Genomic DNA, 23882 nt, shown 5'->3' on the forward strand with positions numbered 1-23882 from the left:
ATGAATTAAGAGTTTACGATCGCAACGCGAGAATAACCCTACTTTACAACCAAAGTATCTTTGTGTAAGCGCTTATGCACAAGATCAAAAAGGCGTGTTTAATTTCTCACCGCTGATAATCATTGAACCCATCTGTGAAATCCTGATTCCTTTAATTCGTGAAAAAGGATAATTCGTTTATAAAATGAAAATGAATCGGACAGAGTGTGTTTACATGCGTGGATGATCAAAATCAAATCAATTTACTTTTATAAAATAATCATTTTTTGCTGAGTAATTCTCACTGTGTTCATTCGTGAAATGTGATTGATGCTCTCTCGAAGTCACTATATCATACACTGTTAGGGGTTCAATCGATGAAAAAAGGGGAATTCGTTAATTTACTGAAGGCTTCCATTAAAGGAATATCACAGATTATATTTATAGAAAATACAATAAGCGGCCTTCTAATTTTATTGGCTATTACTATCACGTCGTTACCCCTTGGAATCATAGTGTTTTTGTCGGCTGTGATCGGTACACTGGTTGCAAAAGTTGGCGGTGCGGACAGCATGTTGGTTAGCCAAGGATTGATGGGGTATAATTCTGTGCTTACTGGATTAGCGTTACAATCATTTTTGACGGGTCCGAGTGCGTGGATTGTCGCATTGATTGGCGCTGCAGTAGCGGCGGTTTTCACTGCGACGTTGATGCATTTCATTGGCCACATAGATATTCCGGTTTTAACGTTACCATTTATTTTAGTCACTTGGTTTGTCTTGCTTGAATCGTATAAATTCAATAACATTACATTAAGTAATGAATTGGTCCCTCAAAGTTTGGCCAATTGGGAATTGCACATAGCAGGCGATATTAATTTGATTGATGTAATTTTCAATGGAATCGGACAAATATTTTTCATTATTGAAACGATCCCTAGTATTTTACTGTTTATTGCGGTTTTTTGGGCCAGCAGAAAATTGGGCATCTATGCGATCATCGGAAACGCGGTCGCTTTCTTCACGGCACTTGCATTAGGCGGGGAGCATACACAAATCATGCTAGGTTTATATGGTTATAATGCTATTTTAACTATTCTCGCGGTATCTGCTGTGTTTAATACGAAAAAAAATCGCTATGCCCCGATCACCGGCCTGATTGCAGCCTGTATTACAGTGCCGCTGAGTGCAAGTGTTAGCATTGGGTTATTACCGTACGGACTTCCTGCGTTAACGATGCCATTTGTACTGAGCACTTGGTTAATTTTGGGTGCTAGAAAAATCATGCCTAATTTATAATTACTTGATTTGAATTAGCACAAAGCTTTATGCGAGACAAACTAGCCCCGAAGTAGAATAATAGGTAAGTTAGTAAAGACACGCAATAATTATAAACAGGAGGTTTTTATGCTTAAGTGGAATAAGAACATGCTGGTCGTGCTACTAGTACTTATAGTAGCGATCGCAGGATGCAACAAAAAAGAAGAGGTAAAAGAAGCAGATACAGCGAAAGAAAATCGACTTGTATATGCATCAGAAGAAGAATTCGAAGGGTTGAATCCGATTTTGGAGGAAACAAATCTAGACGCTTTGTTATTTCGCGGCTTAATGCGATTTGATGAAAATAATAAAGTCATTACGGATATCGCCGATTCATTCGACATGTCCGAAGATCAACTATTGTATACTTTCACATTAAAAGAAGGCATTACATTCCATGATGGCGAAGAGCTTACAGCGGATGATGTGGTATTCACGATTGAAAGTATTATGGATGATCAAACGGCCTCGTTCTTGAAATCCGATTTTGAAGAAGTGGATTCCATTAAGAAAGTGTCAGACTACGAATTGGAAATCAAGTTAAAACAACCATTCACTCCTTTATTGGATAAATTAACGGTACCTATTCTTCCGGCACATGCATTTGAAGGAGTCGATATGAGAACGGCAGACTTCAATAGCCATCCAATTGGAGCAGGACCGTATATGTTCGATAAATGGGATCGTGGCAACGCGTTAACATTACAAGCGTATAGCGACTTTTTTGGAACGAAGCCTTCCATTGAAAAAGTAATATTTAAGTTTATTCCAGATAGCAACGTACGTGCACTTCAATTAAAGTCGGGCGAGGTGGATGTTGCTCTGCTAGATCCTGTACAAGTAGAAAATCTGGAAAAAGAAAAGGATTTAACGATTTACGATATTAAATCTGCGGATTATCGTGGCGTATTGTTTAATATGAATGTAGATCTTTGGAAAGATGTCAATGTACGTAAGGCGTTCAGTTATGCGACTGATCGCGAACAAATCGTCAAAGGAATCTTAAAAGGACATGGCTCCGTCGCTTATTCACCACTACAGCACCATGAATTCAATAATGATCAAGTGGAAAAGTACACGTACGACGTAGATCAGGCGAAATCATTGCTAGAAGAATCGGGCTGGAAAGTAGAGAAAGATGGTTTCCGTTATAAGAATGGAGAAAAACTAACCTTTACGATTACTACACCTGCCAGTGATTCCGTTCGTGTGAACATGGCGAATTATATTGCGGAAGGATTCACTGAAATCGGTGCAGATGTACAAGTCGCTGCACTTGATTGGAGCGCCATTACGATTGAAGACACGGAAGCGTTCATGGTAGGTTGGGGAAGTCCGTATGACGCAGATCACCACACGCACATCTTATTCCATTCGGATGAATCCAGCGTAATGAGCACTGGGTATAACTATGGTAGTTATTCGAATGAAAAAGTGGATGAACTGCTTGCGAAAGGACGTACAACAACAGATCCAGAAGAACGTAAGCAGATCTATATGCAATTCCAAGAAGAACTTGCGAACGATCCAGCATTTGACTTTATTGCGTATGAAAATGCTGTCTATGGGATCAATAAAGATCTCAGTGGCGTGAAAGAACGAATTTTGGGTCATCACGGATCCGGCTTCCTCTGGAATGTGGAGGAGTGGAAGTGGAATGACCGCTAAGTGGGTAGGGAAGCGCATGGCGATGGGGATAGTTGTCCTCCTCATCGTGAGCTTCCTTTCTTTTTTTATTATGCAAGCCGCTCCAGGTGATCCCGCTGCCGCTTTTTATGGGGGCAATGCACAGACGCTCACAACCGCTGAAAAAGAGCGAATTACCCATGCATTTGCATTGGATCAACCGGTTGCTTATCGGTATGTAGCGTGGCTAAGAGAGACCGTAAAAGGGAATTTTGGTACTTCGTATAAAGAAGGCAGACCAGTTTCTACTATTTTGATGGAAAGACTACCGAATACCTTATTGTTATTTTGTGCAACGATGTTTTTCATTATAGCGGGCTCTATCTGGCTCGGTACAGTAGCGGGGATGAAGGAAGGTTCTATTTGGGATAGAGGACTTTCCATATTTAGTATTGCGACGTCGTCCATCCCTGCTTTTTGGCTGGGGATTTTATTCATCTATTTCTTTTCAGTGAGTGTAGGTATACTTCCTTCTTCTGGTTCGAGTGATGTAAGTGGACATGGTGGGTTGCTCGATACGATTCGTCACTTAATCATGCCTGCAAGTGTATTGATTTTGACGCATGTCGGAATCTATGCGCGTTTCCTCCAGGAAGGCATTAAAAAAGAAAATCGACAGTACTATGTGAAAGTGGCACGCGCAAATGGTGTTAAAGAAGCAATCATTCGTAAGGGAATTATGCGTAATGCCGCAATTCCATATTTAAATTATATTGCCATCACCATCCCGTCGTTCTTCGGCGGTTCCATCATCGTTGAATCACTTTTCGGTTGGTCTGGACTGGGGCAATTGACCGTGAAAGCAGTCGTCACAAAAGATTTTCCACTATTAATGGGAAGCGTTATGATTACGGGCGTCATCGTTGTCATTAGTTTATTTATATTGGATTTAATCATGTACGCTATGGATCCGAAGTTGCGAAAAGGAGGCGTCCGGTAAATGAAGTCACGGAAAGCACTCTGGTTTTGGTACAGCTTACTTGGATTGATCGTCTTTTTGACAGTCTTTTCGAGTGTACTCGCCCCGTTCGGATCCAATGAAATGAATATGGATGAAGTGTATAGTGCCCCGAGTGGTGATCACTGGTTAGGTACGGATCATTTGGGTCGTGATGTGTTTACTCGCTTGCTTGAAGGTGGGAGAGTCACGTTAGCGGTTGCCGGTGGTTCGGTTATTTTATCGTTGATCATCGGAATTGTGTACGGTGGCATTAGTGGCTATTTGGGCGGCGTGATCGATACTGTGATGATGCGCTTGCTAGAAGCATTGATCACGATTCCTTCACTTGTCATTATTTTGGCGTTTCAAGTATTTATGCAAGGCGGCATGTGGAGCATGGCGCTCATCATCGGATTGACAGGCTGGCTTGTTACAGCGAGAATTGTACGTTCAGAATTCATTCGACTAAAAGAAGCGGAGTTTGTGAAAATGGCTAAAATGTTCGGGACGCCTGTATGGAAAATACTGTGGGGCCATTTATTACGCAATAGCGTACCTGCTATTTTCGTTATTACGCTCTTCAACTTTGCAGCAGCTATTTTTACGGAAGTATCGCTCAGTTTTCTAGGTATCGGTATTCCTCCTGCGATTCCATCCTGGGGCAATATGTTATATTACGCACAAAATGATATTTTAATTGGCGCTTGGTGGATCGCATTATTTCCTGGAATTATGATTTTCATGACCATTCTCTCGATTAATTTTATCGGAGAGGCATGGAAAGACCCAGAGCGGAGGCGAGTGAATGATTAGTGTTAGCGATCTATCTATACAAATACATGATAAGCCAATTATAGATCATGTAGAATTTACGATTCCGCGTAGTCAAATCACTTCATTAATCGGTGAGAGTGGTAGTGGGAAGAGTCTGACGGTTTCTGCTATGCTAGGACTGTTGCCAGCGAATGCGAAGGTAAGTGGGGAAGTCTTGTATGACGGTCGAAATTTACTGAGTGAGTCCGATCAGGTGATGGAACGCATACGAAAGAAAGATATTTTCACTATTTTTCAGGACGCAGCAAACAGTTTTAGTCCATCTGTCAAAATGGGAAGTCAACTGTATGCATTTTCTGGTGGACGTGTAGGCGATGCGAAAGATGTATATCATATGAAAATGCATGTAATCCTAGAAAGTTTGGGTCTCTCTTTGGGTATTGTCGAACAATACCCATTCGAATTATCAGGGGGCATGTTACAAAGATGCATGATTGCTTGCGCGTTTTATGTAGAACCTGCGTTACTCATAGCGGACGAGCCTACTTCTGCACTCGATATGGTGCTGCAAAAGGAATTCATCGAATTAGTTACTAGTTTGAATAAAGAACGCGGGACGACTATTCTTCTCATTACACATGACCTCGACATAGTCGCTGAAGCAGCCCATACAATGGCCGTAATGCAGCGAGGACAAGTAGTGGAAACAGGGACAGTAGAAGCTGTTTTTGCGCAACCTGTTCATGCGTATACGAAGCGATTGCTAGCGAGTCGTTTTTAGAGGAGTGGATGATAGATGTTAGAATTAGTGAACGTCTCGAAGAGCTATCGCCATGGAATTGAGACGAAGAAAGCGTTGGACGGTATTCATTTGACTGTGAATACAGGTGAGATTGTAGGACTCGTTGGGGAGAGCGGGAGTGGAAAAAGTACGCTTGCACGCGTCGTAATGCAGCTCGAATCAATGGAATCCGGCACGGTTTTATTTAATGGTCAACCGATTACCCGTAAAAACCGAAAATCATTTTACGAAGCCAGTCAATTAATTTTCCAAAATGCAACGGCTGCGCTGAATCCTTCGTGGACAGTCCGTGAAATATTGCTCGAACCTCTTCGTACGATGAAGGGAGATCGTGAAGAACATATTCGGCACATGCTCACGCGCGTAAAACTATCAGAATCACATTTACAACGTTTCCCATCAGAATTAAGTGGCGGTGAACGCCAACGTGTCAACTTGCTTCGATCACTATTAGTTGAACCAAAGTTACTGATTTGTGATGAAATTGTATCGAACTTGGATCGGTTAATTCAAAAAGAAATCATTGATTTACTTCTGGAACTAAACCGTGAAATGGGAATGACAATATTATTTATCGCGCACGACTTACAAGCCGTTATGTATACGTGTAATCGCGTGTATGTGATGAAAGATGGGGAAATCATAGACGAGAGTACGAAAATAAATGGAGATTTCCACTTTTCACATTCGTATTCCAAACAGTTATTTGACTCCGTGTTAGGCAGTCGGATAAAAGGTCAAATAAACGAATAAACGAAAGCCTCTGACGAATCGGTTGGAGGCTTTTTGTTGATGTTAAACTTGTGTTTCTCTCAAGAATGTACAGTTTAGGGTTTTGGGAGCTATGTGAAACCATATATTGTATACTAGAAAAATAATAGAATGAGAGAGAAATGGAGTGAATAGATGATGTTTTTTAAACGGATGAATAAGCAAGAATCGGCAAACAGTAAGCGCGCTGTTGAAGCAGGTTTTATTATCTATATGCTTCTCACAGCTATTAACTATTTCTGTTATTTATTTACAGAAAAAACGTTTTTCTCTCCAACTTTAATTTTCTGGAGTGGATTGTTCGTATTCTTTGGATATAGTTTATTTATCAGCGGCAAAGAAAAAAGTAAATAAAACAACTTTAGAATACTCCCAATAGAATTGGACTGATTCGATAGTGAAAAAGAGATTTCTGTATGTATTGGTATTGCTTTTAACAATAATTTGTTTTATTTGGTTTCAAAATAACTCCATCACAACTTCCCAAACTGTCATACGCTCAGAGAGTCTTCCTGCCAGTTTTGATCGATTCAAGATTGTTCATTTGTCTGATCTCCACAATAAAAGCTTCGGACATAATCAGCAACGATTAGTGCAGAAAATCAATAAGCTTCAACCTGATATCGTCGTCTTTACCGGCGATCTTATCGACAGTAAAAGAACAGGAGATAAAGCCGGCTTACAGTTAATGAAAGAGCTAACGTCTTCTGTTCCCGTGTATTACGTATCAGGAAACCATGAGTGGTGGTCAGGGAAATTTGAAGCGTTAGAACAATCATTGAAAGCGTCCGGTGTACACGTTTTGCGAAATGAACTTGCGATAGTAGAAAAGAAGAATGAAAAAATTCACGTGGCGGGTATTGACGATCCTGCACATAACAGTGACGGTTTTGCAGAACGAGAAATCGCAAAGAAAGACCTTACTCAATCGTTAGAAGGAATGGAAGAAGATTCTTTCACTATCTTATTGACGCATCGTCCAGAGTTACTGTCACTCTACGCGACGTTTGATTTGGATCTGGTGTTTGCGGGTCATGCGCACGGAGGGCAAGTTAGGCTTCCATTTATAGGTGGAGTTGTAGCGCCAAATCAAGGATTTCTACCAGAATATACGGCTGGAAGACACGAACTGGATCAAACACAAATGATCGTAAGCAGAGGACTTGGAAACAGTATCATCCCGTTACGTGTGTTCAATCGTCCCGAGATTGTGGCTGTTACGTTGGAAGTAGTGAAAGAATAAAGAGTATTAGTAAATAAAAAAGTACCTGTCTACGAACAAAAATGAGTGAGTAAACATTCTTGTAAGTTTCGTATGCAGGTACTTTTTAATCTTGTTCAAACTAATAAGTAACACTATTTACCGAATGAAAGCGTTGCGGTATATGAGTAGTATACATTACTATATACCGCAAATCAGTATAACTATATACAAGTAGATAGTATTACAGTATACTATAATTAAGTAATACAACTTACCGGTAAGTCGTTATACATAGTACTATTTTAAAACTGAAAAATTAATGTGGTTGTACAAATTAATTATGAAGTATCATAGGAGGAAGTTATGGAGAATATTACTGAAATGTTGAAAGGTGTGCTTGAAGGCTGTGTCTTGGAAATCATCAATCGAGGTGAAACATACGGCTACGAAATCACTCAACAGCTGCGAGAACTTGGGTTCACTGATATAGTGGAAGGCACAGTCTACACGATTACTGCGAGACTCGAGAAAAACCATTTAGTGATGATCGAGAAAAAACCATCCGTTATTGGGCCGCCAAGAAAATTTTATACTCTCAATGCAGCAGGAAGAGAACGACTTAAGAATTTTTGGGTTAAGTGGGAATTTGTTTCGGGGAAAATAAATGAACTTAAACATAATGAAGATGTAAACTATGAGTTTTTTTAAAACAATATAAAAGTACCTGTACATAATACTCACGAGAGTTTAGTGTACAGGTACTTTTTAAGTTATGACTTGATTCGCAGCAGTCTTTTTCTGTGTAAATCCACCGAGGAATAGCTTTCCGTGTGGCAGGAACTTTTGAATGATGATGGAAAATACGATGGGAACGAATAAACCGAATGCTGTGAATCCGATAATCCCGTAGGTGAAGTAATCATTTAACAGGATATCCGTAAAGATGTGTAAATACATAATCGTTAACGAGTGTTTTTCGATTTTTTGCAACCAGTTTAACGATAGGTGGGCAGCGGCTTGTTGGAACGCGCCAACTAACACTAAAGTGAATGAAAGCGGAATAACCAAATCTAGAATAAAATGATCGTAACGTAAAAATTTCATGCTCAAATGATAATCAATAATTTGACTATTATCGAGTACGATCGCCGCGACACTGACGAGCACTCCCGCGATCAACCATTTCTTCGTCACGTTCATCCAAAAGCTTTTCATATAATACCCAAGTGAAAAGTACACAACGGCCATTAATGCCACATCGATATTCCAAATCATTGGGATCGTTTGAGACGCAGTAGAAGGTGCTCCTCCAATTACATGCATCGCAAATAAACTTTCGAAGTGTGCAATCGTATAGAAGATCGCCAAAATAATGATTTGCTTTGTTCGATTAAAATATTTAGTCAGCCATAAGAAGAATAAATACGTGAAGAAAAGGGTTGTAACGAACCAGAACACGCCATACGCTCCACGCACAAAACGACCGCCGACCACAAGTGTCCAGATATCATGTACATACCATGATAAATCTAAGTTGCCCGAACCGATCTCTATCCCGTAACGAATAAATGTAATACTTACTAAGAAAAATAAATACGGAACAATCAACTGCATAAATCGTTTGTGAATTGAGGTTTTCATTAAGCCTTTTTCAATTACAGGCTTAAAAAATAAGCCGCTTAAAATAAAGAAGGCTGGCATGTGAAACCAATAGATATATTTAACGAGAGGGAAATCAAGCTCACCTGGAAAATGTCCGATTACGACAAGGATCATTAAAAAACCTTTGGTGATATCTACCCAAGATAAACGTTTATTTTTCATAATCAGGCTCCTCAAGAAAACTAACGCATACCTATATTGTACAACCTATCGATCAGAAAAAATGAAATGTAATCGAAATGACTCAAAAATGTAAGCTGGCTGTAAATACATAGGATTCATTTGGCGATTTATTACGGTTGACTGAATGATGAGAATACTAGATCGTTGTATATAGCGAATCATGATCTTTACGAGATAGGTTTCGTAAAATTAGCTTGTAACTTTTCATTCAACGCCAATATAATGAGAAGTACGTGTTTTAGGTAAGATCTAAAACACGTACTCTAGTATATTTTAGGACGTGATGTAAATTTTCTACGCTATAATTTTATTTATAGTAGCGGGGTTGGCTGAGATTGGCGGAGGCTATTTAATTTGGTTGTGGTTAAGGGAAGGCAGACCTTTTTACTGGGGAATAGGTGGAGGAATTATTCTAGCACTATATGGTGTGGTCGCTACATTTCAACATTTCCCGTCATTCGGGCGAGTTTATGCTGCCTATGGTGGTGTCTTTATCGTCCTATCCGTTATATGGGGATGGGGAGTAGATAAAAAAGTACCGGACTTATATGATTGGATAGGTGCTGGCATATGCGTGATAGGGGTTGCCGTTATATTGTTTGCCCCACGGCATTAAATAGATGCTGTTTTTCATTTTACATAATAAATGAATTGTAAACATGTCTTCACGTAAAATAAAAACGCCTGTGGAACACATTTTCATGAATGGGTTCCACAGACATGTTCTTATTTCTCTTGTTCCATCGCAAGTTCCATAAACATCTGTAATTTCTCTGCTACCTTGCCATAGACCGTATCTTCATCATATTCTCCAAGTTCATTCGGTTGTCCAGCCGCAATACCGGTTAAAATTTCTATTCCTTCTTCGATCGTTCGCACTTTATAAATATGGAATTGTCCTTCACGTACAGATTCAATGATTTCATCGTTTAGCATTAAGTTCTTCACGTTTTGGTGGGGGATGAGTACGCCTTGCTTGCCTGTAAGTCCTCTATTTTTACATACATTGTAAAAGCCTTCTACTTTTTCATTCACGCCACCTATTGGTTGAATTTCACCATTTTGATTGACAGAGCCGGTTACAGCTAATCCTTGATCGATTGGAATTTCTGCTAGACTAGACAAAATTGCATAAAGCTCTGTACTTGAAGCGCTATCTCCATCTACGCCGCCATAAGACTGCTCAAATGCGATATGTGCAGTCAATACTAAAGGATACTTTTGTGCAAACTTTTGTCCTAAATAACCACCTAATATATAGACACCTTTGTTATGCGTATTGCCACTCAACTGGCTTTCTCTTTCAATATTGACAAAGCCTTTTTTGCCCATAAAAGTGGTAGCCGTAATACGTGTAGGTTTGCCGAATTGGTATTGTCCTAAGTTATAAACGGCTAAGCCATTCACTTGTCCGATTTTCCCTCCGTCCGTATCAATTAGAATACTGCCTTCATCGATACTCGCTTGGATTTTTTCCTCATATAAATTGGAGCGATATCTCTTTTCTTCAATTGCCTTTTCAATATGCTTTTCGGAAACTAGGTCATCTCCCATTATGCTAGCCCATGCATCCGCCTCGTAAATCAATTCGACTTGCAGATTAAATCGCGTGGATAATTTGCGTTGATCACCTGCAATACGTGAGCTATATTCTATAATCTTTGCGACAGCGGAAGGGTCAAAATGTCGCAGTCCATGCTTTTTACAATGCGTGTGAATAAAGCTAATCAATCCTGCAATATTTTCTTGGTTGTATTTCATTTCTATATCAAAATCTACGCGTATCTTAAATAATTTACGGAAATCTTCATCGTGTTGATAAAGAGCTTGATAAATATTCATATTGCCAATGATAATAATCTTTACATCGAGTGGAATGGGATCTGGGTTTACCGATGCTGTCGCAATTATACTAGCATGCTCGCCTATATTTTCAATTTGAAGTTTATGAATTAATAACGCTCTTTTTAAACCTTCCCATGCTTGGCTCTTTGAAAAAATATCTTTCGCTTGAATGAGAAGATACCCGCCATTTGCGTCATGTAAGTAGCCAGGTTTTATTTTCGTGAAATCAGTGCTCATGACACCCATTCGGTTTTCATATTCTACTTTACCGATCAGATTATAAAAAGTAGGGTTATCGGCTGTTATTACAGGCATACCTGTAGTCTCGCTATTATCAACGAGTACGTTGATTGTATACTTTTTAAGTGCTTGGTTTTCGTCTTTAAACAGATTGCCTAATTGTTTTTCATCTTTTTTCGTTGGATTGGGCAGGAACACTTGGAAATTATTCGCTAAATCCTTTCTTACGGTTTTTAAATAACGAACGACTTCTGGACAGTCTTTATAGTCTTTTTTTAGCTCATCAATATGAAAATCGATTGTCGTAATGGCTGTCTGATGGTCAAATCCTGTTAATGATTTCTTTAACTCCTGCTCGAAATGGAGTATAGTTTTCGTAGCTTCCAAAATGATTTCCTGTAGTTTGGCAGAGTTTTCTTCAATAGCAGCCCGTTGTTGATCATCTAAAGCACTGTAGGCTTCTTCGGTTATTGGTTGTCCATCTTCGCCCATCGGAATGGTAGCGACTGTTGAATCACTTTGTTTCAATATAAATCCATTCTCAGTAGCAATTTCATTTGTTTGTTTATATACTTGGTCCACTTTTTCTTTGTATTTTTGGATGATGGATGTACGATTTTTTTGTCGGTTGTTTTCACTAAAAGCATTGGGAATATCTAATTTCAAATCATTTAATAGCTGCTCCATCGATTTTTTGAGTTGATTGCCTAATCCGACAGGAAGCTTCAATACTTTAGGTTTGTATTCGTCCTCGAAGTTATTGACATAACACCAATCAAAAAGTTTAGCCTCTTTTTTTGAAAAATCCTGTACTACGGCAGTAACAAAAGAAGTTTTTCCGACACCTTCTGTCCCTGCGACATATAAGTTATATCCAGGTTTATTGACATGCAATCCAAAATTCATCACGGATCGTGCCCGTTGCTGACCGATAATATTCGTCAGCTTTTCTACCTGTTCCGTGGAGTCGAATGAAAATATTGAGTAATCTACTACCTTTTTCAAGTCATTCGGTTGTAATTCAGCTTTGCGTTTAATGGATTCTTCATTGAAATTTGTCAATTACACTCACCTCACTCATGATTTCTCTTTACTCTCTTTATACCCTTAATGTAGGTGGTACACGCAGTAATCAGGCAATATATTTTTCATGAGTAGTGCAAAGTGAAAATAATGTACTAATAGCCGACAAGAATCATTCGATTTCAAAAGGAATTTAGAAGGGGAAGGTATGTAGTTAATAGGAAAAGACAGTTCCGAAAAGTCTCGGAACTGTCTTTTTGGTAGGGTATGATTGTGGATAAAAAAGATTTATCTTCTATAGTTAAGAACAAATCCCTTGCGCTTTGTTCAATAAATGATCCAGTTTGCGACTACTTTTCACAACGCTTGGATGTGTAAACCCGAAAAGATTTGCTTTTTTATACATGATCATTCTTTTTACTTTAATCCTAAATGACAATAATCCCGTAGTGATTTTTCTATTCATTTCTATTCCTCCGACTATAAATTACGCTTCAATTATGCAGAAATTTTCTAGTTAGTAAAGAAGCAACGTCTACATCATATTAAACGTATTATGAAAAGCGTGTCGGATTTTGGCTCGCATTTTAATTATTGTTGAAATATGACAGTACTGTGAATGATGACTGATTAATTAAACATATTATGCTGTACTACATATGAAAGGTAAGTGTAATTCGGACAAATTGTTAATGTGATAACAATTTAAAAACATTTTTAAACTCCATGTATGATATTTTTAAAAATGCTCATTCTATTGTCAGAAGGAGGTGGACAACATGCCAAACAACAACAGCAGCAACAACTCAAACCAACTTTTAGTTCCAGGCGTACAACAGGCGATCAACCAGATGAAGGAAGAAATCGCTAACGAATTCGGTGTAAACCTTGGACCAGACTCCACATCGCGTGCCAACGGATCCGTCGGCGGAGAAATTACAAAGCGATTAGTGCGTCAGGCTCAATCACAAATGAACGGTAATATGAAGTAATCAGTTATAACCAGCCAGATTAGCATATGAAAAATCATGAGTACTATACGCTTCGATTTCTCAAAAAACGAAAAGACGACGATTCATTCGATTGTGAATGGATTGTCGTCTTTTTTAGTATGTGGTTTTTTAACACATTCCCCATAACCTTTACTTCCAATAATTATTCGCTGCTGAAATCGTCTGGAAATGAACAGCGATCACATGGGATGCCTTAGTTAAGCTATCTGCATTTTCTGCATACTCAGGGCGTAGTTTCTCCCTTACTTCCGGAGATGTTTGTGTGTAGGCAACTCCTTTTCTAGCCAATGTGATGGCCAGTTCAAAACCTTCTTGCGGTGTGTCTGTTTGTAAACTTGTTAGCCAGTTCGCCATTGTAATTCCTCCCTCTATAAATATAATGTGACGTTAACTGATAGTTCTGTTAAATCAAGTCTAACACAATTATTCTTTTAAGGAAGAATTTATTTAAAGTTATTCAGTACATACTTTCGGATATTCGATGTACTGATTATACTTGCAATAAACATAGTTAGGCTAGTATTTTACTAATAGATTAATTATTCTGATAATGTTATACTAAATATAAAATAGTGGAGGGATGTACAAATGAAACACTGGATACGGTTAATAGTCGTCGTCCTGTTTGTCGGTTTGCTATTCCCGAATGTACTATTATCAAAAGTTAATGCGTTAGATGATGTAAAAGGAGATAATCATTTCGTTAATAGTTTTGCTGCTAAAGACGGAAGCAATTACTACGTAAATAGAGGACATTTAGAGGATATGACACTTGGTATATATAAGGTCAGTAATGATATGAAGAAGTTTCGCTTGATCAAGCAAGGAAACTATACAAATATCCGTTTATATAAAAACACGATGGTTATATTTAATGATGATTTAAATAAGCTACAGCGGTTCTCTTTTGATGGGACCCTCGTTAGGGAATATCCTCAAGTGACCAGTAGCAGCTTCTTGATTGATCGCGATAGAATTTATTATCATACCGGGCGCAATATTTTTGAGATCAATATAAACGGTCAAGGAAATAAGCATCTGTATACATCCGAAGGCACCATTCAAGAATTCTCGGTTCACAACGGCTGGCTCTACTATGCATACTTGATACCTACTGTTCCCCAGCCCTATGACTATTCAATGAGTTTTGCCAGATTCAAAATATCAACTCCTCAACAGGTCGTTCCAATCATTAGTAAAGTAAGTAACATTGATTCACTAATTGTTCGGGATGGGTATATTTATTGCGTTATCCATAAAACCTCTACAATGAATGGCAGATATTTGTACCGAATGAATTATAGCGGTGACTTCTTAAAACGCATATCTACTGTTGACACGACTGCATTATTCATTGGCACAAAATACGTGTATTTCGTCGATAACACCGGAACCTATAAACAGTATTTCTATCGAATGGATAAGGATGGAAAGAATGTTGTGAAGGTAGGAGATTTGACCGGTTCCAAGCTAAGTGCAGAATATCATAACGGAGCCTTTTATTTTGAGATTCAAAATGTTCAACAAGATACTTTTTATTTGCGTAGAATTTTACAGACGCGCTGAAGTCGCTAGTTTTATATAAATAAAACCTCCTTACGAGCGTAGGGAGGTTTTGTTGTGCTGCGACGAAATAATGAATTTTCGCTTTTTTTGGCTCTCCTGAAGTAACTGTCGCCAATTTGCTGGAGAAGTCTTTTGGAATAAAAATCGCCGCAAAACAGTCACCATATTCTACACCGTCCATCGCATCCTGGCTCGTAGTAAACGACCAATCTATTTCTTAATTATCTTGTAACGTTTTGATTAATTCTTCACCGACATCAATGAGTTTGTCACGTACCATCGCGCCTGCATCTTCATTGACAACCGCAACAGGCAATTGGTTAGTGTAGGCATAAGAATCCCAAGTTGCGTATATATTTAGCCAAGCATATAAAGATGGTAAAAAGGTCAGTCCGCCAATCAAAAGGGCGGCAACCCAGTTTTTACCGATGTGTTTCAAATCCAATTTAAATATATTCCAGCTTGTTTTCATGATTGTGACTCACTCCAGTAGCTCTTTTTATTAGCTATTGTGCCCATAAAAATGCTAATTCAACTGTTTTTTATGATCCAAGCAGAATAGGATATATCTTAAAAAGTTTTTATGATTAAGTTTTGTAAACTAAACTGGAGAATCTACGAAAAAAGACTTGTTTCATCTCAATGTAGATGTTTTTTTAACATCTTCATTCTTTCTTAAGAAATTATCACTATTAAACTTAAGACTTCTACTTAATAATGAATAGCATAGGCAGGTGTATACATGAAGAAGCTGATATTGGTCCTACTCATCTGTTTAGGAATCTATGCAGTCGTCACGCAATGGAACGATGTACAAATAATAGATGATGATTGGAGCGCCACTTCTAAAGCTATGATTCTTTTAAACGCTGATACAGGTGAAGTGTTATATGAAAAAAACAGTAAAAAACCTTTACCGATCGCAAGCATGACCAAGTTAATGACGCAATATATTGTCTTGAATACGATTAAGAACGGGACTATCTCCTGGGAAACCAATTATCAACCAAGTGCCACTGTGCTAGATATGGCGCAATTTGCGAGCGCTTCTAAGCTGGGGATGAAAGCGAATGAAAACTATACAGTACGTGAACTTTTTACTGCGATGACCGTCATTTCAGCAAATGATGCAGCTCTTGCGTTGGCTGAGATTGTGGCAGGAACGGAAGAAAATTTCGTTGCGATCATGAATGAACAAGCACGCGCTTTTAGATTAAAGAAAACGGTTTTCTTCAATCCGCACGGTTTGGATGGCACTTATCTTGGTAGAGGTGAGAATAAGAACAACTTAGCGTCTGCCCACGAAATGGCAATCATGGCAGATCGGCTTATTAAAAAGCATCCTGAAGTGCTAGAATTTACCCGCATGACGCACTTCATGTCTAGAGATGGAATGAAGATGTGGAATACGAATTTATTGTTACCAGGAATGCGCATGCAAATGGATGGCATCGATGGACTGAAGACGGGGTATACCGATGCGGCTGGGTCTTGTTTTACAGGAAGTGGAATCTTCAATGGACAGCGTGTGATTACTGTTTTGATCGGAGTGGAAGAAGTCGACGGAAACAATTCAGAGCCGCGTTTTAATCTAACGAGGGAACTGATTACCCGTTATGTAAATTGATGTACTGTATATGCTGGAACGTAATAAAAGACTATCCGAGCCTGATTAGGTTGGATAGTTTTTTCTGTGATAAGGAGATAAAAGCTGAATGGATCCTGTCTATCACTGTACAGAGTCGGTTTTATAGCACCGCCAGCGCGCGCCTTTCATGCAAAAACCATTGCAAAGTAGATTGCTGTACTTTTTATGAAACGACTGTTAGGCTAATGAGGATAAACATTATCCACGTTAGAAATTAATAAACTTATCGCCAATATATATTCATGAAAGGGGATGATGGAATGCAAATGAAAACCGGAGTCGAACAATCTTTATATGCCATTCTCATCCTGAATTTGCTTCCGGATAGAGCAGTATTACCAGGTGAAGCAATTAGTCAACAACTTCATGCATCGCCAACATATACGCAGAAAATATTGCGGAAATTAGTCAGCGCAGACTTGATCACTTCTGTTCCGGGAGTGAAGGGTGGATTTAAGTTAAATAGAAAGCCTGAAGAGATTTGTGTATATGATATTTATCTAGCGATTGAAGGCAAACAATCACTTTATTCTCCAAGTGGTGTTTTTCATGACATGCTTAATGTTGAAGAAGATCGTGACTGTGCATTAACCGCTTTAATGGCAGAAGCCGAGAATTCGTGGAAATCCATTCTAAAACGCGAAACGGTTGCGTCACTCTACGAGGAAATAAATAAAGACTATAATCCGAAAGTACAAGCACTGCAAGAATGGCTGAAGGTAAAAATGGTGTGAACATCAGTAGGATTGTCCGTTAGGTGGAATTATGATGAAATCATTTCAATCGCATCAAGGCTTCGTGCGCACATTTAAAGAAAATAAACTAACATTGGGCATCACATTCCCTATGGATCTTGCTGCTGATTATCATATGCCACTGGATCTAGCGGAACAAATGAAGCTAGCCAAGCAAGCTGAAGATGCAGGATTTGCGGCATTGTATGTCAGAGATTCGCCTCTTTACGATCCGAACTTTGGAGATAACGGCGTCAAGCATGATCCATTTCAACTTCTGGCATATGTAAGTGCACATACAAGTAAAATCGCGCTAGGCACAGCAAGTGTCGTCACGACATTGCGCCATCCACTTCACTTGGCGAAATCAGCTGCTTCATTAGATGATATTTCTAACCAGCGCTTATTACTGGGTGTTGCCACTGGTGATCGTCCAATTGAATTCCCAGCATTTAAAGTGAACCGAGATCAACGTGATGAATTGTTTAGAGAGTCTGTAGACGTAATGAAAAGAATATGGAAAGAATCTTTCCCTACAATCCAGTCTGAACGTGTTGGACTTGAAGCAGGTGATGTGATTCCAAAGCCACTAGTATCTAAAATTCCAATTTTAGGTACCGGGTATTCCGGACAAACGATCGAATGGTTAGCTGAGAATACAGACGGATGGATGTTTTATGCCCAAGAAGCCAATCGCCAACAAGAGTTGATCAAGATTTGGCGTCAAGCGACAACTGAATTTAAACCGTTCATACAGCCCTTAACTATAAATTTATCAGACAAACCGAATGCGTCGCCTAGACCGATTCCAATAAAAGTTGGCTTCACATCAGGTCACCAGTTTTTAATCGATTATTTGTATGCACTACAAGATATCGGAGTCAACCACGTCGTTCTGGCAATTCGCAACGAAGATCGTCCAATAACGGAAGTAATACAGGAGCTACAAGGATTTGTCGTTCCACATTTTAGTGCACATAGTAAAAAATAAATAAAAATGAGGGATTTACATGATTAATCAATTAGGTCGTATTAATGAATTAGCTAAAAAACAGCGTGAAGAAGGCTTAACAAATGCTGAAGTAGTGGAGCAGACAGTATTGCGTCAAGATTACTTGCGTGAAATCCGAGGGCAAGTAATCGGTACATTTTCAGGTTTAACAGTCATTGATCCGCTTGGAAATGATGTCACACCCGAAAAATTACGTGAAACAAAGCTAAACTAAACGTATAGGGCTATAGAAAGGGTGTATAGAATGAATGATTATTTGGTAAAAGCAGTGGCTTATCAAAATCAAGTGCGCGCGTACGCAGTGAACTCAACTACAACTGTAGCAGAAGCACAGCGACGACATGCGGCTTGGCCAACAGCTGCAGATGCCCTTGGACGTTCAATGACTGCTGGTTTAATTCTTGGCTCTATGTTAAAGGGTGAGGAGAAAATATCAGTTAAAATTAACGGTGGCGGCCCCCTCGGTACAATTATTGTGGATTCGAACGCAAAAGGTGAAGTTCGAGGATATGTCTCGCATCCCCAAACCGACGTAGAATTGAACGAAGTTGGAAAGGCAGTCGGAACGAATGGTTTGCTAACGGTCTCAAAAGACGTGGGGCTAACATATCCTTTCGTAGGACAAATCCCACTCATTTCCGGGGAAATTGGAGAAGACTATACTTCGTATCTTTCTAAATCTGAACAAACCGCATCCGCTGTCGGAGTAGGCGTGTTAGTAAATCCTGATAATACCGTGAAAGCCGCGGGTGGTTTTATTATTCAACTCATGCCAGGCGCAGATGAAGACGTGATGAGTAAGATTGAAGAACGCATGAAAGTAATTGCGCCACTCTCTTCCATGATCGAAGAAGGCAGTACACCTGAACAAATACTTGAGCATGTGTTAGGCTCGGAACATGTAACCGTGTTAGAAAGCATGCCCGTTCAATTTCAGTGTCAATGCTCCGAGGAGCGAATCACTAATGCGATTATCAGCTTAGGTAGCGAAGAAATTGAAGATATGATTCAAACAGATGGACAGGCTGAAGCAAATTGTCATTTCTGCAATGAAACCTATCACTTCGATACCGAGCATTTGAAAGCACTGAAAGAAGTCGCTTTATAAAGAATTGAAAAATGAGCATCTGAATGAGAAACTAACATGTTTTGTAAACATGGAATATTTCATTCAGATGCTTTTTTTATATTGATTCTAATTCGTCCATATGACTATTTCTTGAGACAATTCATAATCATGATAGAATAAATTAATCGCCATATAAGCAAAAGGTTCAAAAAGCTGGAATAAGGGGAGATGATTTTATGTTTTACTATTTACCGTTCTTTTCCTTACTTATATTTACTGCTGTAATCAGCGCCGTCGTTGGCTTTTTATTTCATGAATTTACTACCAAACTACTACGTTCTAACGCAAGTCGATTCATCGCAGGAGCAGGTGTATCTATGCTTGTCAGTGGTTTTATCACCAAGTTATTGCGATTTGACAATTGGGTTTACTACCTAGCTACAATCTCGTTGACGTTCGTGTTATACGTCATTTCAATTAGATCATTAACTAAAAGTAACGAATAGGGTTCTTCCTAGTAAATTTTCCTGTAAAACTTTTCGCATGCTAACTTGAAAATAATGTATGTACTATATTAATTGGAAATTCTGGCTTTGAAATGAATGAGTAAGGCGCGGAATTTCATTGAGAAAAATGGTTTCCATATTGTAGAGGATGGTATGACGTTTACGATTTAATACATAGGTATTAGTCCATTTAACACAAACCCCACACAAAATATAGTTATTTGTGTGGGGTTTGTTTATTATTGTGAATCATATTCCGATAAAATTGCAGTTTATCACACCATCAAAAATCCGCCACTGACACTAATACACTCCCCATTGACAAAACTCGAATCATCGGAAGTTAAGAAGGAAACAACTGACGCCACTTCCGCAGGATCTCCCATACGACCCGCTGGCGTCAACATCGTTGCCATTTTCTTAACATCTTCTGGCAAGTCCTTCGTCATATCCGTATTGATCTGCCCTGGCGCAATGGCATCTACTGTAATCTTCTTGCTGCCATTTTCCTTGGCTAACGTCCTCGTTAAACCAAGCACTCCAGCTTTTGACGCACTGTAATTCGCCTGTCCCATATTGCCCCAACTCGAAGACGAGGATACGTTGACGATTTTTCCGTATTGCTGTGCACGCATTGGCGGAATGACTGCTTGGCACGTGTAGAACATGCTACTGAGATTGACGTCAAGTACAGAGTGCCATTGTTCCGACGTCATTTTATGGAAGAATGAGTCTCTCGTAATCCCTGCATTATTCACTAGAATATCCACTTTATCAAACTTTTCGTAAATAGCAGAAAATGTTGTCGCCACATCTTCTGGATCAGTCACATTACACTTCATAGGGTGGACCTTCTCACCTGAAGCATCCAATGCGGAAGCGGTGCGTTCCAACTTTTCGAAATTGACATCCAGAATAATCACTGTTGCTCCGTCATCGAGTAAACGCTCTGCTATTTTCTCTCCGATACCTTGTGCTGCGCCTGTTACGACTGCGATTTTATCTACTAATTTCCCCATTTCCTACACCCCTTCTGAATTTCATAGAATTGTAAGATCACTTTATCATAAATGAATGAGTATTCATATAGTGAATAGTTTGAATGAAAAATGTTAAACTATATTATAAGAGGTAAGAGAAATGTATATAAAGACATTTATAAAGAACTGGAGGCGATTGCGATGAAGGATGAGCATCTACAAGACGCATTCACCAGCTGGATTGACATGAGTCGCGATTCACAATTCACAAGGATTATTAGCGTATAATGCGCGTTTGAAAGAAGTTTTAGATGAAGAAGCTTTTATTAATGAAGCGAAGTTGAGAGAAGAAGCAGCTAATTTGAAACTAGAGGCCAAGAAAGATCAATGAATAAAACAAGGTGTAGAACAAACAGCTCGTAGACTATTAAAAATGAAAATGGAGGAAAAAGCAGTGGCGGAGGGAACAGGGTTAACGATCGAACGAGTGAAAGAGATTAAAAAGGAACTAAATCTCTGAAAACTTTAGTATAGTTGGCTACTAGGTTAGAGCCTCCACATACAATATTCTACCTTCCGTCAACCCAATCACGTGAAATAATTTCCTCTATCCTTTACTATTAAAAATAGTACGACATAAAACACGTAAGCATACGAGAGGGCGGAGATATTTAAATGAACGCATATGATGAGTACATGCGCGGAATTGTTACACCAATGCGCGAAGAACTAACTACAGCAGGATTTACAGAACTAACAACGGCTGAAGAAGTCGATGATACTTTAAAGGGCCTTGAAGGTTCAGCAATCATCATGATCAACTCGGTATGCGGTTGTGCGGCAGGTCTAGCACGTCCGGCAGTACGCGAAGCAGTGGCAGAAGTGAAACCCGATCATCTATTTACGGTATTCGCGGGGCAAGATAAAGAAGCGACGGAAACATTCCGCTCGTACTTCCCTGAGATTCCTCCAAGTTCACCTTCGATTGCTATTTGGGATCAAGGCAAAGTGGTGTATTTCATTCCACGCGAACAGATCGAGAACTTCCCGAAAGAGCATATTAAAGATCATCTCGTTGACGTCTTAACGAAAGTCGTTGCGCAGTGAACGTGATCATTACGACAGCAGGACGTCCTGATGAACATTCCACTACACTTATGCAACAAGCAGCGGAGTCGTTACAGGCGCCTGTCGTCGAACGAAAAAAGCGGTCCATCCCTAAACTACAAGACGTCTATCAAGCAGATGTCCTAGTGGCGGGGAAGGACCGCTATTCGTTTTATAAAAGAGGAAGCACCGATCCGTTCTTCTTTCATCCGAACTCTGCAACCTATCGTTTGAAACGCATACTAAAAGACGAAACCGATCCACTCGTGGTGGCAGCTGATCTTCAACTTGGCGACTCATTCCTAGATTGCACACTAGGACTTGGCTCGGACGCGATCATCGCATCTAGCACCGTCGGAGAGCGAGGATCGGTAGAAGGAATCGAAGCGGATCCAATCGTCGCGTTCCTAACAAAAGTCGGATTGCATAATTTCCCGATCGACTTTCCACTATTACAAGAAGCGATGCAACGAGTCGAAGTGATTCATTCGGAAGCGCTAGAGTTCTTGAAAACTTGCCAATCCAACTCACGTGACATTGTCTTTCTCGATCCGATGTTCACGACACCGATTGAGGAATCTTCCAATTTTGAAGTGCTACGGGAAATTGGTGTGACTGATAGCGTAACGGAAGAATGGGTAGAAGAAGCGTTGCGCGTATGCAGACGCCGCGTCGTATTGAAAGACCACTATCAGTCACCGATGTTCGAACGCTTCGGTTTCATACAGCAGATTCGTCCGTATACGAAAGTGCATTATGGCGTGTTGGAGAAATGAAAATGATGTTTTACAAAAAGTTACACAAAAAAGACTATGAACAAACCTGATAACTTTCCGGGTTCTGTCCATAGTCTTTTTCACGTTCTTCACTATTAATTAATGTGTGAAATTAAGGGAGCTCAAGTACAAAGTCAATACAAGCATACCAATTCCTAATAATAAGTTAACATCCATTGTGGCGACCTCCTTTTATGTAGCGCGTTAGATTGAAATCCGCTTAACTTGCAATCAGAGAACATTTTGTGAATATTGATGATTGAAGTTTGACTTTATTGTACAATGAAATAGTAAAAGATGAAACCTTTTGTGACGCTTTTCGTATGAGTTATGTAGATGTATGACGGAATGTTGAAGGAGTGATGGAAATGAAGCAATGGTTACAGCGGCTGATGATCGCATCTGTCGCCGTGTTGACATTGGGCGTCATTACACCCAATCATGAAATTTGGACAAACTTTACGGATAAGAATGAACCAAATGAATCTGGAACCCACGCAGAAGGCATGGAGTATTCCCTTGAACTGCAAGACAATCGAAATGACTTACTGACACTTGACAGCTACACTAGAGAACAGCAATTGGTCGCACACGCACGTCTATTAACTTATGAAAAATTCGGACAGCGTATCGGCCCCGTAATCCAGAATGAATTCGATCAAGAGATTTTCCCGCGAATCGAAGCCGTGATTCAAACGACCGTACATAATGCAGCGGATCGCCGTCTCGCTATCACCGAGCAGCCTTCAGGCGATTATGCGGAAAAGATTTTCCACGTTTACGACAAAACAGCGAACCAGGACTTGATTAAGTTCCACGTTCGTACGGAAAAACGCCCAAGTGACGGCTATTTCTATAATTTCCATTACCACACAGCGGATGATGGATTTGTCGCGCATCACTCAGTGGGGGATATTTATTGGTCGAAGAACACACCACCGAAATGGCTTTCGTAAAATGGTGCAGTTGTGTGAAGAGAAAACTGAATTGAATAAAAACCGTGTGAAACCAAGTGTGGAATTTGGGTTCATGCGGTTTTTTCT

26 protein-coding genes are annotated in these 23882 nt (G+C 39.5%); 20 read left to right on the top strand and 6 right to left on the bottom strand.

Annotated features, from left to right (window positions below; translation table 11 throughout):
- Window positions 1-356 precede the first annotated feature (356 nt).
- From Q7P97_RS10670 to Q7P97_RS10705, 8 genes are all read left to right on the top strand, one after another.
- Window positions 357-1277: an urea transporter gene (locus Q7P97_RS10670; RefSeq protein WP_303969180.1), complete on the top strand. Its 921-nt coding sequence runs from the start codon at window positions 357-359 to the stop codon at window positions 1275-1277.
- 108 nt (window positions 1278-1385) lie between these two features.
- The gene (locus Q7P97_RS10675; protein ID WP_303969181.1) at window positions 1386-2966 is read left to right on the top strand and encodes an ABC transporter substrate-binding protein; all 1581 of its coding nucleotides are present in this window, start codon (window positions 1386-1388) and stop codon (window positions 2964-2966) included.
- A complete protein-coding gene (locus Q7P97_RS10680; RefSeq protein WP_303969182.1) occupies window positions 2956-3924 on the top strand; it encodes an ABC transporter permease in 969 nt (322 codons plus the stop codon). Before Q7P97_RS10675 ends, Q7P97_RS10680 begins: the two co-directional genes overlap by 11 nt.
- Window positions 3925-4737, top strand: a complete 813-nt coding sequence (locus Q7P97_RS10685) for an ABC transporter permease (RefSeq protein ID WP_303969183.1) — start codon at window positions 3925-3927, stop codon at window positions 4735-4737.
- Complete coding sequence (locus tag Q7P97_RS10690; RefSeq protein ID WP_303969184.1) at window positions 4730-5479, top strand: ATP-binding cassette domain-containing protein; 750 nt, start codon at window positions 4730-4732, stop codon at window positions 5477-5479. The genes Q7P97_RS10685 and Q7P97_RS10690 overlap by 8 nt, the downstream gene beginning before the upstream one ends.
- A gap of 15 nt (window positions 5480-5494) precedes the next feature.
- Entirely contained in the window at window positions 5495-6253 is a 759-nt protein-coding gene (locus Q7P97_RS10695; protein ID WP_303969185.1) for an ABC transporter ATP-binding protein, read from the top strand.
- A 415-nt stretch (window positions 6254-6668) separates the two neighbouring features.
- The gene (locus Q7P97_RS10700; RefSeq protein WP_303969186.1) at window positions 6669-7514 is read left to right on the top strand and encodes a metallophosphoesterase; all 846 of its coding nucleotides are present in this window, start codon (window positions 6669-6671) and stop codon (window positions 7512-7514) included.
- 324 nt (window positions 7515-7838) lie between these two features.
- Complete coding sequence (locus Q7P97_RS10705) at window positions 7839-8183, top strand: PadR family transcriptional regulator (protein WP_085426256.1); 345 nt, start codon at window positions 7839-7841, stop codon at window positions 8181-8183.
- A 57-nt stretch (window positions 8184-8240) separates the two neighbouring features.
- Here Q7P97_RS10705 and Q7P97_RS10710 read toward each other — a convergent pair whose 3' ends face one another.
- Window positions 8241-9299 carry an acyltransferase family protein gene (locus Q7P97_RS10710; protein WP_303969187.1) on the bottom strand — a complete coding sequence of 353 codons (1059 nt, stop codon included), beginning with the start codon at window positions 9297-9299 and terminating at the stop codon, window positions 8241-8243.
- Window positions 9300-9609: 310 nt separating this feature from the next.
- On the opposite strand from Q7P97_RS10710, the gene Q7P97_RS10715 reads away from it, so the two are divergent.
- Window positions 9610-9936, top strand: coding sequence for a YnfA family protein (locus Q7P97_RS10715; RefSeq protein ID WP_303969201.1), 327 nt, complete (start codon window positions 9610-9612; stop codon window positions 9934-9936).
- Window positions 9937-10046: 110 nt separating this feature from the next.
- Here the strand turns inward: Q7P97_RS10715 and Q7P97_RS10720 are convergent, their stop codons facing one another.
- Both Q7P97_RS10720 and Q7P97_RS10725 read right to left on the bottom strand, forming a co-directional pair.
- Window positions 10047-12467, bottom strand: coding sequence for an ATP-binding protein (locus Q7P97_RS10720; protein WP_303969188.1), 2421 nt, complete (start codon window positions 12465-12467; stop codon window positions 10047-10049).
- A gap of 262 nt (window positions 12468-12729) precedes the next feature.
- Window positions 12730-12894 carry an aspartyl-phosphate phosphatase Spo0E family protein gene (locus Q7P97_RS10725; protein WP_303969189.1) on the bottom strand — a complete coding sequence of 55 codons (165 nt, stop codon included), beginning with the start codon at window positions 12892-12894 and terminating at the stop codon, window positions 12730-12732.
- A 313-nt stretch (window positions 12895-13207) separates the two neighbouring features.
- Between Q7P97_RS10725 and Q7P97_RS10730 the strand changes: the two genes are divergently transcribed.
- Complete coding sequence (locus Q7P97_RS10730; RefSeq protein WP_303969190.1) at window positions 13208-13420, top strand: alpha/beta-type small acid-soluble spore protein; 213 nt, start codon at window positions 13208-13210, stop codon at window positions 13418-13420.
- Between the two features lie 150 nt (window positions 13421-13570).
- On the opposite strand, the gene Q7P97_RS10735 is transcribed toward Q7P97_RS10730, so the two are convergent.
- Window positions 13571-13795: a hexameric tyrosine-coordinated heme protein gene (locus tag Q7P97_RS10735; RefSeq protein ID WP_085426250.1), complete on the bottom strand. Its 225-nt coding sequence runs from the start codon at window positions 13793-13795 to the stop codon at window positions 13571-13573.
- A 234-nt stretch (window positions 13796-14029) separates the two neighbouring features.
- Between Q7P97_RS10735 and Q7P97_RS10740 the strand changes: the two genes are divergently transcribed.
- Complete coding sequence (locus tag Q7P97_RS10740) at window positions 14030-15007, top strand: DUF5050 domain-containing protein (RefSeq protein ID WP_303969191.1); 978 nt, start codon at window positions 14030-14032, stop codon at window positions 15005-15007.
- A 217-nt stretch (window positions 15008-15224) separates the two neighbouring features.
- On the opposite strand, the gene Q7P97_RS10745 is transcribed toward Q7P97_RS10740, so the two are convergent.
- The gene (locus Q7P97_RS10745) at window positions 15225-15479 is read right to left on the bottom strand and encodes a YhgE/Pip domain-containing protein (protein WP_303969192.1); all 255 of its coding nucleotides are present in this window, start codon (window positions 15477-15479) and stop codon (window positions 15225-15227) included.
- Between the two features lie 270 nt (window positions 15480-15749).
- Between Q7P97_RS10745 and Q7P97_RS10750 the strand changes: the two genes are divergently transcribed.
- The 6 genes from Q7P97_RS10750 to Q7P97_RS10775 all read left to right on the top strand — a co-directional run bounded on the left by Q7P97_RS10750 (window position 15750) and on the right by Q7P97_RS10775 (window position 19976).
- Window positions 15750-16634, top strand: coding sequence for a D-alanyl-D-alanine carboxypeptidase family protein (locus Q7P97_RS10750; protein ID WP_303969193.1), 885 nt, complete (start codon window positions 15750-15752; stop codon window positions 16632-16634).
- 281 nt (window positions 16635-16915) lie between these two features.
- Window positions 16916-17389, top strand: a complete 474-nt coding sequence (locus Q7P97_RS10755) for an RrF2 family transcriptional regulator (RefSeq protein ID WP_303969194.1) — start codon at window positions 16916-16918, stop codon at window positions 17387-17389.
- A 34-nt stretch (window positions 17390-17423) separates the two neighbouring features.
- Entirely contained in the window at window positions 17424-18380 is a 957-nt protein-coding gene (locus Q7P97_RS10760; RefSeq protein WP_303969195.1) for an LLM class oxidoreductase, read from the top strand.
- Between the two features lie 19 nt (window positions 18381-18399).
- Complete coding sequence (locus Q7P97_RS10765; RefSeq protein ID WP_085130816.1) at window positions 18400-18615, top strand: DUF896 domain-containing protein; 216 nt, start codon at window positions 18400-18402, stop codon at window positions 18613-18615.
- A gap of 30 nt (window positions 18616-18645) precedes the next feature.
- Entirely contained in the window at window positions 18646-19509 is an 864-nt protein-coding gene (gene hslO / locus Q7P97_RS10770) for an Hsp33 family molecular chaperone HslO (protein ID WP_303969196.1), read from the top strand.
- 197 nt (window positions 19510-19706) lie between these two features.
- The gene (locus tag Q7P97_RS10775) at window positions 19707-19976 is read left to right on the top strand and encodes a hypothetical protein (RefSeq protein WP_303969197.1); all 270 of its coding nucleotides are present in this window, start codon (window positions 19707-19709) and stop codon (window positions 19974-19976) included.
- Window positions 19977-20251: 275 nt separating this feature from the next.
- Here Q7P97_RS10775 and fabG read toward each other — a convergent pair whose 3' ends face one another.
- A complete protein-coding gene (gene fabG / locus Q7P97_RS10780) occupies window positions 20252-20995 on the bottom strand; it encodes a 3-oxoacyl-ACP reductase FabG (RefSeq protein ID WP_303969198.1) in 744 nt (247 codons plus the stop codon).
- A 636-nt stretch (window positions 20996-21631) separates the two neighbouring features.
- Here fabG and Q7P97_RS10785 point away from each other — a divergent pair.
- The 3 genes from Q7P97_RS10785 to Q7P97_RS10795 all read left to right on the top strand — a co-directional run bounded on the left by Q7P97_RS10785 (window position 21632) and on the right by Q7P97_RS10795 (window position 23795).
- A complete protein-coding gene (locus Q7P97_RS10785; RefSeq protein ID WP_085426240.1) occupies window positions 21632-22063 on the top strand; it encodes a BrxA/BrxB family bacilliredoxin in 432 nt (143 codons plus the stop codon).
- On the top strand, window positions 22060-22839 hold the full coding sequence (locus tag Q7P97_RS10790) for a class I SAM-dependent methyltransferase (RefSeq protein ID WP_303969199.1): 780 nt from the start codon (window positions 22060-22062) through the stop codon (window positions 22837-22839). The genes Q7P97_RS10785 and Q7P97_RS10790 overlap by 4 nt, the downstream gene beginning before the upstream one ends.
- A 368-nt stretch (window positions 22840-23207) precedes the next feature.
- Window positions 23208-23795, top strand: a complete 588-nt coding sequence (locus tag Q7P97_RS10795) for a YpjP family protein (RefSeq protein WP_303969200.1) — start codon at window positions 23208-23210, stop codon at window positions 23793-23795.
- Window positions 23796-23882 lie beyond the last annotated feature (87 nt).

It is taken from the genome of Sporosarcina ureae, assembly GCF_029267015.1.
Classification (GTDB): Bacteria; Bacillota; Bacilli; order Bacillales_A; family Planococcaceae; genus Sporosarcina; species Sporosarcina ureae_D.